Origin of the sequence: Flavobacterium sp. HJJ (assembly GCF_015351475.1) — a bacterium.
GTDB classification, from domain to species: domain Bacteria; phylum Bacteroidota; class Bacteroidia; order Flavobacteriales; family Flavobacteriaceae; genus Flavobacterium; species Flavobacterium marginilacus.
Map to the genome: position 1 here is coordinate 231,748 of NZ_JADKPR010000002.1, position 13,124 is coordinate 244,871.

A 13,124-nucleotide genomic window follows, 5' to 3' on the forward strand; every position below is an offset into this window, starting at 1 on the left:
TTGCCCATTCAATTACCTTCAATCTATTTATGTTTTTTAATTCTCTGGCTTTTGCTGTTTTTTTACCAATTGTTTTTTTACTTTATTGGTTTGTTTTTAATAAAAATAAAAGCACTCAAAACGCAGTATTGATTATTGCAAGTTATTATTTTTATTCCTGCTGGGATTGGCGTTTTTTGTTTCTATTGGTTTTCTCCACTTTTTTGGATTATTATACTGGTATCCGGATTGAAAAAAGCCAGACTGAAAAAAATCGAAAATTTTGGTTTTGGCTGAGTATCCTAGTAAATCTGGGTTTTTTAGGAATGTTTAAATACTACAACTTTTTTGCTAGCTCGTTTACCGAATTACTAACAGGTTTTGGTTTTAAGGCAAGTCCCTTTTTGCTGGATGTTGTTTTACCTGTCGGCATTTCATTTTACACTTTTCACGGCTTGTCTTATGTAATTGATATTTACTATAAACGCATTAAAGCCGAATATAATTTTATTGATTATTCGCTATTCGTGAGTTATTTTCCGCTGCTGGTAGCTGGACCAATCGAAAGAGCGACACATTTGCTTCCTCAAGTAAAAGTGAAGCGTACTTTTGATTATAAAACTGCTAAAGAAGGACTTTATCAATTAATATGGGGATTGCTGAAAAAAGTAGTTATTGCCGATACCTGCGCTACCTATGCGAATGCCATTTTTGATAATTATAACAGTATGAATTCCTTATCATTGATTTTGGGAGCTGTTTATTTTGCATTTCAAATTTATGGGGACTTTTCAGGGTACTCTGATATGGCTTTGGGGATGTCTAAGCTGTTTGGAATTGATCTGCTAAGGAATTTTAACTATCCTTATTTCTCCAGAGATATTGCCGAGTTTTGGCGTCGCTGGCATATTTCGCTTTCTTCCTGGTTTAAAGATTATCTGTATATTCCGTTGGGAGGCAGCAAAGGGGGAATTTGGATGAAAATCAGAAATACGTTTATCATTTTTGTAGTGAGCGGTTTTTGGCATGGCGCTAATTGGACTTATTTGGCTTGGGGATTTATCAATGCAGTTTATTTTTTGCCTTTATTGCTGATGAAGAAAAACAGGAATAATATCGAGAGTACAGTCTTAAGTTGGAATTTAGAATCCATTAAAGTGCGACTTAATATTATAATGACCTTTTTACTTTCGTGTATAGCTTGGGTCTTTTTTAGAGCCAAAACGATAACTGATGCAGTTTTGTATTTGAAAAAAATCTTTGTTAATGGAGAGTTTACTTCTCAATACCTTTCCAATGAAAGATACAATTACGAATTATTGATTATGGTTTGTTTGTTTGTTTTGGTTGAATGGAATAACCGAACGAAAATAGAACCCATTTCGGGAAAATATTCCTATGCAAAATTGGCATTGTGTTTAGTTGCTATTATTGCAATTGGCACTTATTCGGATTATAAAGAGTTTATTTATTTCCAGTTTTGATTTTTTTAAACACATAGAGACATAGGTTTATGGGGACGAGAAAAGGCATTTCATTTTTTAGAATTAAATTATAGAAGGTGTTCTATTTTGAGCGAATCATCTTTTTATAAATAGTAAAATTTCTCTATATTTTTAAAAGATACTATGACTATCTGTAGCATACCAAGAATTTAACATGTTCAAAATATTACTCTTTCGCCTCCGTGCCTTTGCGTGGAATTTGGTTCGCAAAGGCGCAGAGACGCAAAGAATAGAGATAATAAAGTTAAAAAAATATCCAGCAACTAATTTATTCTCTCAGATGGTACTAGTCGGGGATAGTCATAGAAGATAATATAAATATCGAATAGGAACTAATATGTTTGTAATTTATAAAATGATTAATTATTGTTTCTATTTAAAGTGAAACGTTCTTTGAACACAATACAAATCTATGCATCTATGTGTTTAAAAAATAATATTAAAAATAATATCTTAATGCAGAAATTTTTACGTTTAGTTATTTTAATTCTAGTGACAGTATTTTTACTGTTGAGTGTTTTAGATTTTCTATATACCAAAGCTTATTTGCAATCATCTAGTAGAGGAAAAATAGATTATGTCTACAATTCAAAACCTAGAAATTATGATGTAGTCATTTTGGGTTCTTCCCGAGCCAATAATCATTTTGTCTCTCAAATGTTTGAAGATAAGGGGTTGAAAACCTTTAATTATGGAATGAGCGGAGGGCATTTATTTGAAGCCGATCTGTTATTGAAATTAATGATTGAGCGTCATTATAAAATTGAGAACGTGATTCTGGAAGCCGATTTGAATTTGACAAATGAGCATCGTGCTGATGGTATTTGTTCCAGATTTTTGCCTTATTTACATGATTCAAAAATCATAGAGGAACATTTTTTAAGAGAAGAAGATTTTAACTATTTATATTATATTCCATTTTATCGCTATATTAAGTTTGATTCTCGGATAGGATTTAGGGAAATGTTTTTTAATGCAATTAATAAAAAAACGAGTCATTTGCAAAATTTGGGATACCATCCCTTGGAAAGTAATGGGAAAGGGAATATGAAAGGTAATTTAGAGCTTTTAAAACCCTTGATTCACAATAAATATTACGAAGATATTAAGGAGATTTGCAAAAATAACAACATCAATTTCATTGCCATAATGACACCAATGTGCGAAAATGTTATAGGAATGAATTATTTTGATAAAGTACAAAAGGCTTATCCTGAGATTCACAATTATGAAAATGCAGTTGTCGAAAATAAATATTTCTCATCTTGCGGGCACATGAATGATATTGGTGCTAAAATGTTTACCGCCCGTATTATAAAAGATTTTTTTCCTCACCCCAGCCCTCTCCATAGGAGAGGGAGTCTAAAGAGGTGAGAGAATGAATTTAAAAATTATTAATAATTTACAAGATCAATGAAAAATAATTCTACTTTTTCCTCTGAAGATCGAACGGGAGTGATGAAAATAGCTTTTCTGACCCCAGAATACCCACATGCCAGAACAGGAAATTCAGGAGGAATTGGTACGAGTATCAGAAATTTAGCTAAAGGACTTTTGGAGGAAGGCTGTCAAGTTCGTGTTTTAATTTATGGACAGAAGGAGGAAAGTGTTTTTGAAGATGATGGTATTGTAATCCAGCAGATTAAAAATATAAAAGTAAAAGGATTATCCTGGTTTTTGACTCAAAAAAAAATAGAAAAAATCATCAATCAACTTTATTCTGAAAAAAAAATAGATTTAGTTGAAGCGCCAGATTGGACAGGAATTACTTCGTTTATTAAACCTAAAAAATGCCCAATTGTTATAAAACTGCATGGTTCCGATACTTATTTTTGCAATTTAGATAAACGTCCCGTCAAATGGAATAATAAATTTCACGAAAAAAGGGCTTTGCAAAAGGCTGTTGCTTTGCTTTCTGTGAGTCAGTTTACCGCAGATGAAACGAATAGTATTTTTGGTTTACAAAAGCAATTTACAATTATTCCTAATTCCATTGATATTACTTCTTTTGAAGTGGATAAGTCAATCGCAGAAGTACCAAATACTGTTTTGTATTTTGGCAGTTTGATTCGCAAAAAAGGGCTTTTGGAATTGCCTCTAATTTTTATTGAATTAATTAAACTTAATCCATTAGCAAAATTAGTTTTAGTAGGGAAAGATGTGTCGGATATTATTTCGGGTTCGCCTTCTACTTGGGCAATGATGCAACGATTGTTTTCAGAAAATGCCTTGGTTAATGTTAGTTATTTAGGAAGTGTGCCTTATCAGGAAATTCAAAAGTATATTAGTGAATCAGCAGTCTGTGTGTTTCCTTCTTTTGCGGAAGCGTTACCAGTTTCTTGGATAGAAGCTATGGCGATGCAAAAAGCAATTGCAGCCTCAAATATCGGCTGGGCGACAGCTGTTGTTGATGATGGAATCAATGGTTTTTTGGTTAATCCTAAGAGTCATGCCGAATATGCCTCAAAAATTAATACATTGCTTTGCAATACTTCCATGCGAGAGGAATTTGGGATTTCGGCTAGAGAAAAAGTGGCTCAACAATTCAGTATTTCGGCAGTAGCACAACAGAGTTTAGCATTTTATAAACAGTTCTCACGAAGATGATAGTAAAAGAATATAAAACCAATTCAGGAGAAATTATTTATTATAATGGAAATCCAGATTTTGACAAATTAGAACAGCTTTCCAATGGAGCAGGAGATATCTGGCATAGTTCTTTTGAACAAGGTTATAAAAATGCCTTTCCAGAATTAGTATATCAAACCGCGGTTTTCTTTTGGTACATCAATGATTTTGATGATTTGGAGGAATGTGTGAGCTGGAGAATTAATCCTAATGCATTTGCTATTAGAAAATCAACATGGGAAACACTAAAAGGTTTTGATGATGAATATGAAAACCCTCAGATACAAGCATTAGATTTTGGTTACAATGCGGTACGTAATTCTGGGGCAGTTTCATTATATGTAAAAGATTTATTTACAATTAATGAAATAGAAAAAATAAATATATCAACGAGAGACCGCTATACTTTTTTTATAAAAAATTTCAAAGTAGATCATGCGTTATTTATGATTTACAGAAAAGGTTTTTGGAAATGGAAAGAATGGGACGCATTTTTTTATGCTAAAAATAAATTCAAAAAAACATTACCAAAAGCAGTATTAAAACCTAGGGAATTACAACCCATTGAAAGCAATTCTTCAGTGAGTTACATTATTCCAACAATGTTTCGACAAGATTTTACTTTGCAATTATTAGAAGATTTAGCTTGTCAAACTTATAAGGTTACTCAAGTAGTTGTAGTTGATGCAACACCAGAAAATGATCGTGATGAGAGTTTATATGAACAGAAAAAGTATTCTTTTGAATTAATTGTAAAGTGGCAGGAATCCAAAGGGAGCTGTCGGGCGAGAAATGAAGCGATTGCTTTATGTACGGGAGATTATATCGTTTTTGGAGATGATGATATTAGAGTTCCAAATGATTTTATAGAAAATCATATACGTTTTTTGCAAACCAATAATTCGGGAGCCTGCAATGGTCTGGATATTAGAGCCGACCATCAAAAACAAGATTTGCAAGATTTAGAAAATAAATTAAATACACTTGGAGATAAAAGATGGATTGCTGGCTGTACCCAAATGTTCAGTAATGCCAATTCCTGTGTAAAAAAGGAATATGTATCACAGCTGACAGGTAATGATGTTAATTTTGATGGGGGTTACGGCGAAGACAGCGACTTTGGGATGTCTTTATCGAAAATAGGTGTTACGGTATTGCATAATCCTTTTTCTGTAAATCTGCATCTTAAACCTCTTGCAGGAGGATACCGATTTTGGGGACTTCAAGCAAAAATTACAGGGAAGAAAAGAAAAGTACAGCCTTGGGAATTAGATGTTCTGGTAAAAAGAATCAAGCCTGTACCGAGCCCGACTGTGATGTATGGAATTTTAAAACATTTTACGCCTCAGCAAATTATAGAATACAAGAAAAAACATTTTTTTCTATATCTTTTGAAAGGAAAAAAAATATCTCTTTTATACCGATTAATCCGTATCCCTTATAAAAATATTCAATTTAAGAAATCCTTGTTTTATGCCGAAAAGTTATTGGCTTTAGGAAAAAGAACCCATTAAATCATGAAATTTTCTTTAATTATCTGTACTTATATGCGCCCTAAACCTTTGTTGCAATTACTGCAGTCGGTTCAGGAACAAACTGTATATCCCGACGAAATTTTGATTATTGATGGTTCTACCAATCTAGAAACAGAATTAGTTTTAAATGAAAATCAATTCGATAATTTAATTTATTTTTTGGTTTCTGATAATGATAGAGGCCTTACTAAACAAAGGAATTTTGGTATTTCGAAAGTCAGTTCCAGTTCAGAGATTGTCTGTTTTTTGGATGATGATACTGTTTTAGAAAAAAAATATTTTGAGCAATTACTGCAAACCTATCAAGTATATCCTGAAGCATTAGGAGCTGGAGGTTATATTTCAAATGAAGTTAAATGGGAGCAGGTTTCGGATGTTTATAATCCGAAGATAAATGAATTTTATTTTGATGGCTGGAAGCGAAACGATGGTTCCCGTTTTGTCCTTCGGAAAAAATTGGGTTTAGACAGTGATTGTCCCCCAGGATATTCGTCATTGTATTCTCACGGCAGGAGTGTTGGTTTTTTACCTCCAAGCGGTAAAATTTATCAAACAGAAATGCTTATGGGAGGAGTTTCTTCTTTTAGAAAAAAAGTGTTCGATACGATACAATTCTCCACTTATTTTGAAGGGTATGGTTTGTACGAAGATGCTGATTTTACGCTGCGAGTGGCTAAAATGGGGACGTTGTATGTAAATACGGCTGCTAATCTAAATCATTATCATGATGCTTCAGGCAGACCTAACCAATACCTTTACGGGAAAATGGTGGTAAGAAACGGCTGGTATGTCTGGAGAGTTAAGAATCCGAAACCATTGCTAAGAGCAAAATTAAAGTGGCATGCTATAACTATATTATTGACTTTAGTTCGGTTTTCCAATACTTTGACGACAAACCAAAGAAAACAGTCATTTACCGAAACGATAGGGAGAACAGCAGGCTGGTGGAGTTTGATTTTTAATAAGCCAAAAATAAATTTAAAATAACAGTTATGAGATTAGAATTTCATCATTGGACTCCTCATCATAACATGATTGTTTTTTCGTCTCTATATTTTTGTGAAGAAAATGATATTAATTTTGATGTTCAGATTAATCCTCAAATATCTTGGAACGGAGCTATACTTTATTTTAGCAATAAAACTTTTTATTTTGATTATTCTGATGATATTCAGTTTATTGACGATCCTCAAAAATATGATTTTTATCTAAAAAGATCATTGAAAATAGCAGATGTGAATCAGAATGTTTTTCCACTCAATCTGCAGGTAAATTATTCGTATAAATCATTAAAACTATTGTCAAAGTTAAATTTAAAATTTCTAACAAATAAAATAAATAGAATTGAAATTATAAGAGCCCTTGACTATTTTAATACTTTTACAAATTTATCACATAATGCAATTGATGTCAGAAGGTTATTAAATAAAGCAAAGGATAATGATGGTAAAGTTATTTTTTATACTAGATTGTGGAATCCTGACAATCACATAGATTTGGAGGAAAAAGAAAGGAGACGGTTACAAAATGAATTTAGGATAGAGTCGTGCAGAATAATAAGGAAGAATTTTAAAAATGCTTCAGTAGGTTTATTTCCTGATTTACTATCCTCTAAATTAGCACCAGATTTATTATTAGATAAAAATAAAACATCATTAAAAGAATATTTTGGACTTCTTCGACAGTGTAATATCGGCATTGCAGATGATGGTTTAAAAGATACTCCCGGATGGAAGATTGGAGAATACTTGTTATATGGACAAGCAGTAGTAACAACACCAATAAATGTTGCTGTCGAAAATTTTAATGAACATATTAATTATGAAAAGGTTTCATCGCGTTCAGCTTATTTAGAAATACCCGAAAAAATTGAATATTTATTAAAAGATAAAAAATACCTTAAAATAGCTCAAAATAATCTTGACTGGAGTAACGAATATTTGCATCCAAAAAATTATTTAAAAAGAATATTATCTATAACAAGAAACAATTATTAAATAGAATAAATGATAAAAAAAATAATAAACCGTTTAAATCAAGGAATTAAATATATATTTTTTAATTTAATAATTTCACTTAGAATATCAAAAAAGATTTATTTGTCTGGATTTTTATCACCAATACATTTGAGGTCGAAGTCAAGTGATTTATTAGCTTTTCACCAAGTGTTTACTTTTAAAGGATATGATGTTAATTTAGGATTTATCCCTAAAATTATCATTGATGCTGGAGCTAATATTGGTTTAACATCTTTATATCTTAATAAAAAGTATCCAAATGTAAAAATAATAGCAATTGAGCCCGAACAATCTAATTTTGAAATTCTAGAAATGAATTGTAAAAATTATAAAAATATTGTTTTACTCAAAAGAGCATTATCTAATCAGGAAAATCTTAATTTGAATGTAATTGATAAAGGTTTTGGAAATTGGGGATTTACAACAGAAATTAATGATAATACAAGTTCGCAAAACGTTGTAAATACAATCAAAACGATTACGATTGACGAAGTAATAAAAGAGAATAATTTAGAATATATTGATTTATTAAAGATTGATATTGAAGGAGCTGAAAAAGAACTCTTTGCAAGTAATTATGAAAATTGGATTCCTGTAACCAAATGTATCGTAATTGAACTTCATGATGGAATGAAAATGGGATGTTCTAAAAGTTTTTTTAGAACTATAAGTAAATACAATTTTTCATTTCATCAAATGAATGGTGGGAATTCATTATTTATCAACAGAGATATTTTTTAATTTTTTAAGGATATGACCCTAAAATTATTTATGAAGGGTTTAAAGTCTCTAAATAAATAATGGAGAGCGAATAAAAAAGATTTTTTTTGAAGCTAAATTAGAACTTAGATAAATTTTTTAAAGCTAGTTTTTTATGAATTTACTTTAGGAAAACTTTGATTAAGTGTATTTTAATGTTGATGATTTTTTATAATAGAGTTAACAAATGAAGTTTACCGTAATTACTCACGTTTCACATATTCATTTGCAAAATCAATATTTTGCTTATGCCCCATATGTAAACGAAATGAATATTTGGTCAAAATATATTGAGGAGCTAATTATTGTTGCTCCATTACAAAAAATGAATAAATCAAGAATTGATTGTTCGTATAATCATAGTAATGTACAATTTGTTCCAATTCCACAAATAAGTTTGTTAGGTTTTTTTGAAGTTATAAATTCTATTGTAAAAGCATCAAAAATTAGTTGGAAGATATACAATGCTATGAAACAAGCCGATCACATCCATCTGCGTTGTCCCGGAAATATAGGATTACTAGGCTGTTTGGTTCAGATTTTATTTCCAAGTAAGCCAAAAACAGCAAAGTATGCCGGAAATTGGGATCCCGAATCCAAACAGCCTTGGAGTTACTGTTTGCAAAAATGGTTATTAAGCAATACTTTTTTGACCAGAAATATGCAAGTATTGGTTTATGGGCAATGGGAAAATCAGTCCAAAAATATAAAACCTTTTTTTACCGCGACCTATTTGGAATCCGATAAAAAAATGATTCAAGAGAAATCGTTAACTCCAACGATTCGTTTTGTTTTTGTCGGTGCACTAGTGAAAGGTAAAAATCCACTATATGCGATTCAATTGGCAGAAGAATTATTTAAGAGAGGATATTCCGTTCATCTGAACTTATATGGAGAAGGAGCGGAACGAGAGAATATAGAACGTTATATTATAAATTCTAATTTAGGGAAAGTTGTAACGTTAAATGGAAATCAATCTAAAGATATTGTTCAACAAGCCTATCAAAACAGTCATTTTGTTGTTTTACCATCCAAAAGTGAAGGCTGGCCAAAAGCTATTGCCGAGGGAATGTTTTGGGGCTGTGTTCCCATTGCAACTGAAATTTCCTGTGTACCTTTTATGCTGGATTTTGGAAATAGGGGGGTGTTGCTGCAAATGGTAATAGATGAAGATGTTCAGCAATTAGAAATACTCTTAAAAAACGAATTAGATTTTGTTACTAAAAGTAAAAAGGCTTCTGATTGGTCACGTAAATATACACTTGATGTTTTTGATACAGAAATAAAAAACATAATGCAATGCGGATAGTTCAATTAATTGATTCTTTAGAAGCGGGAGGAGCAGAGCGCATGGCAGTTAATTATGCTAATGCCTTGGCTGATAAAATTGAATTTTCAGGATTGGCAGCTACTCGAAAGGAAGGTTCATTATTACAGCAAGTTAGTCCAAAAGTATCCTATTTGTTTTTGAATAAAAAGAGGAAGCTGGATATTGTTGCTCTTTTTAGATTTAGGTCTTTTGTTCTAAAAAATAAGATTACTCATATTCATGCCCATAGCACTTCTTTTTTCTTTGCTTTTTTATTGAAATTAACTTGCCCCTCATTATTAATTATTCGGCATGACCATTATGGGAATAACGAATTTTTAGCTTCAAGACCTCATTTAATATTAAAATGGACAGTTTCTTTTTTTACAGGAGTTGTTGCTGTGAATCAACAACTGAAATATTGGTCTGAGATAGAGCTTAAAGCTAAAAACGTTATTTATTTGCCTAATTTCACAGTAAAGGATATAAATGTTGTTAATCATACTATTTTAAATGGGGGTGAAGGCAAACGGATAGTATCTTTGGCTAATTTAAGAGAACAAAAAAATCATTTTTTACTATTGAAAGTGGCTCAAAAGCTAAAAGAATCTCATCCAGACTGGACTTTTCATTTGGTTGGAAAAGATTTTGAAGATGAATATGCCGTTCAGATAAAACAATTAATTAAAGAATATGGTTTAGAAAATAATGTTTTTATGTATGGTTCCAAACAAGATATAGGAAACATACTTAATCAGGCATCAATTGCAATTTTAACCTCAAAATCAGAAGGATTACCAGTATCTCTTTTGGAATATGGTTTGTATAAAAAAGCAGTTGTTGTTACTCGTGTCGGCGAAATTTCAACAATCGTTCAGAATGGCAAGAATGGATTTATTGTTGATGCAGACAGAGAAGATTTATTTTATCAATCTTTGGTTAATTTGATAAAAAATGAGATTTTAAGAGATGATTTTGGCAAAGTTCTTTTTGATACCATCCAGAGGGATTATACAGAAGAGACCGTTATGAAAAAATATTTAAATTGGCTGCAAAATAGTTAAATGAAGAAAGAAGAGTTATCCTATATCTACTTATTGTTATTCCACGCTCTGCTGGGTATAGCGATATTTGTACTGCCTTTTATTTCAAAGCTTTATACGCTTGTGATATTTGTTTTTGGTATTTATTATATCATAAGAACCAAAAACAGAAATAATGAAGCTTTGCTGATTTCTGCATATGTGGTAAGTGCTGAAGTGTTTTTGAGGATGACAGGAGGAGGTTTTCTTAATGAATATGGTAAATATAGTGTGCTGGTTTTTATGTTTATGGGCATGATTTATTCTGGATTTTCTAAAAATGCTTTTTTGTATTGGTTATTTTTAGGGTTATTAATTCCTGGAATTGTTTTGGCAACACTAACTTTAGATTTGGATACAGACGTAAGAAAGGCAATTGCATTTAATTTATCAGGTCCAGTCTGTTTGGGATTTAGTGCTATATACTGTTACCAGAGGAAAATATCTTTTACCAGATTATTAGGGATAATTACGGCATTTGCTATACCACTTGCAGCACTTGCTGTTTACTTGTTTTTATATACACCAAGCGTCAAGGCTGTGGTAACAGGTACGCAGTCTAATTTTGAGACTTCTGGCGGGTTTGGTCCCAATCAGGTATCAACTATTTTAGGATTAGGAGCTTTTATATTTTTTGTTCAATTGGTGCTAAATTCCAGAAGCAGATTAATGCAGCTAATTAATGCAGGATTGGTTGTCGTTTTTGCTTTCAGGGGAATTGTGACCTTCTCAAGAGGAGGTATATTGACTGCTGTATTAATGATTTTTATTTTTTTGGCAGTGTTGTATTATCAGGCAAATTATGCTGTGAAATTTAAGATAGGAATTATTATCATGTCATCATTTGTTGCAGGCTTGGGAGTATGGGGATATAGTTCTATGCAAACGGGAGGATTGATTAACAAACGATATGCCAATCAAGATGCAAGAGGGCGTGAAAAGAAGAGCCAGTTAACAGGAAGAGAAACTCTCATTGCTTCGGAAATGCAGATGTTCTGGGACAATCCCATTTTGGGCGTAGGAGTGGGCAGGAATAAGGAAATCAGAGAAAAAAAAACAGGAATTGTATCGGCTTCACACAACGAAATCACTAGAATGCTGGCAGAACATGGTTCTCTTGGATTGATTGATTTAATTATTTTATTCTGTACTCCTATATTTTTATTTATGTTTAATAGACAGAATATTTTGGCTTTGTCTTTTTTAGTTTTTTGGCTGTTAACAATTAATCATGCTGCTATGAGATTAGCAGCACCAGCTTTTGTTTATGCACTTTCATTATTAAAAGTTTATACTGTTGAAGAACCTGCTGTACATAGGGAATAAATTATCCAAGCATGGAGTTACACCTACCACTATTGAAACTCTTGGCCCCCTTTTGGAGCAAGAAGGTTTTAAACTGCGATATAGTTCTTCTCAGAAAAATCAGGTATTACGATTATTTGCTATGATATGCAGTATATTTCAATATAGAAAAGCTGATTATGTCCTTATTGATACTTATAGCACAACTAATTTTTGGTATGCTTTTGTCACTTCTCAATTGTGCCGCCTGTTAAAAATTAAATACATTCCTATTTTGCACGGTGGGAACTTAACAGTCCGATTGAGAAAGAATCCTAAAATTAGTAAAATGATTTTCAAACATTCCTTTCAGAATGTTGCTCCCTCTCTTTTTTTGCTCCATGAATTCAAAATCAAAGGATATGATAATGTAATTCATATTGCAAATGCAATCGAACTGGATAAGTATCCATTTTTAAAACGAGAAAAAGCATCTCCTAATTTACTGTGGGTTCGCTCTTTTGCTAAAATATACAATCCTATAATGGCTGTTGAAGTGTTTGCTTGTTTGAAACAGAAATATCCAGAAGCTACACTCTGTATGGTTGGACCTGAAAAAGATGGCAGCTTGTTAGAAACAAAAAAAAGAGCCGAAGAACTTAATGTTGAAGTTCTTTTTACAGGCAAATTGTCTAAGAAAGATTGGATTGATGCTTCTAAAAATTATTATGTTTTTATAAATACAACCCATTTTGACAACATGCCTGTTAGCGTGATAGAAGCGATGTCTTTAGGTTTAGCCGTTGTTTCTACTGATGTTGGAGGTATACCATTTTTATTAGAAAACGAAAAAGACTCATTATTGATTCCGGATAAGGATGTTAATAAAATGACTCATGCTATAGTTAGATTAATTCAAGAACCGGCTTTATTTAGCAAAATTACCTCTGAAGCAAGAAGAGAATCAGAACAATTTGAATGGCAGAAGGTTAAGCAGAAATGGCTGACAATTTTAAAATAAAAAA

11 protein-coding genes are annotated in these 13,124 nt (G+C 31.8%); all 11 read left to right on the top strand.

All coding sequences use genetic code 11. The features are described 5' to 3' along the window. Positions 1–29: 29 nt before the first annotated feature. The 11 genes from IRZ80_RS02800 to IRZ80_RS02850 all read left to right on the top strand — a co-directional run bounded on the left by IRZ80_RS02800 (position 30) and on the right by IRZ80_RS02850 (position 13,120). Positions 30–1,463, top strand: coding sequence for an MBOAT family O-acyltransferase (locus IRZ80_RS02800; protein ID WP_194640036.1), 1,434 nt, complete (start codon positions 30–32; stop codon positions 1,461–1,463). A gap of 477 nt (positions 1,464–1,940) precedes the next feature. After that, positions 1,941–2,858, top strand: coding sequence for a hypothetical protein (locus IRZ80_RS02805; protein WP_194640037.1), 918 nt, complete (start codon positions 1,941–1,943; stop codon positions 2,856–2,858). Between the two features lie 39 nt (positions 2,859–2,897). After that, complete coding sequence (locus IRZ80_RS02810) at positions 2,898–4,091, top strand: glycosyltransferase family 4 protein (RefSeq protein WP_228520782.1); 1,194 nt, start codon at positions 2,898–2,900, stop codon at positions 4,089–4,091. Continuing rightward, complete coding sequence (locus IRZ80_RS02815; RefSeq protein ID WP_194640038.1) at positions 4,088–5,626, top strand: glycosyltransferase family 2 protein; 1,539 nt, start codon at positions 4,088–4,090, stop codon at positions 5,624–5,626. The genes IRZ80_RS02810 and IRZ80_RS02815 overlap by 4 nt, the downstream gene beginning before the upstream one ends. A 3-nt stretch (positions 5,627–5,629) precedes the next feature. Beyond that, positions 5,630–6,634, top strand: coding sequence for a glycosyltransferase family 2 protein (locus IRZ80_RS02820; protein WP_194640039.1), 1,005 nt, complete (start codon positions 5,630–5,632; stop codon positions 6,632–6,634). A gap of 5 nt (positions 6,635–6,639) precedes the next feature. Beyond that, positions 6,640–7,644, top strand: coding sequence for a hypothetical protein (locus IRZ80_RS02825; protein WP_194640040.1), 1,005 nt, complete (start codon positions 6,640–6,642; stop codon positions 7,642–7,644). Positions 7,645–7,653: 9 nt separating this feature from the next. Then, positions 7,654–8,406 (top strand): FkbM family methyltransferase, encoded by a 753-nt coding sequence (locus IRZ80_RS02830; RefSeq protein WP_194640041.1) that lies wholly within the window; start codon positions 7,654–7,656, stop codon positions 8,404–8,406. Positions 8,407–8,611: 205 nt separating this feature from the next. Then, positions 8,612–9,733 carry a glycosyltransferase gene (locus tag IRZ80_RS02835; protein WP_194640042.1) on the top strand — a complete coding sequence of 374 codons (1,122 nt, stop codon included), beginning with the start codon at positions 8,612–8,614 and terminating at the stop codon, positions 9,731–9,733. Then, entirely contained in the window at positions 9,724–10,797 is a 1,074-nt protein-coding gene (locus tag IRZ80_RS02840) for a glycosyltransferase (RefSeq protein ID WP_194640043.1), read from the top strand. Before IRZ80_RS02835 ends, IRZ80_RS02840 begins: the two co-directional genes overlap by 10 nt. Continuing rightward, on the top strand, positions 10,798–12,141 hold the full coding sequence (locus IRZ80_RS02845; RefSeq protein ID WP_194640044.1) for an O-antigen ligase family protein: 1,344 nt from the start codon (positions 10,798–10,800) through the stop codon (positions 12,139–12,141). Then, the gene (locus tag IRZ80_RS02850; RefSeq protein WP_194640045.1) at positions 12,113–13,120 is read left to right on the top strand and encodes a glycosyltransferase family 4 protein; all 1,008 of its coding nucleotides are present in this window, start codon (positions 12,113–12,115) and stop codon (positions 13,118–13,120) included. Before IRZ80_RS02845 ends, IRZ80_RS02850 begins: the two co-directional genes overlap by 29 nt. Positions 13,121–13,124 lie beyond the last annotated feature (4 nt).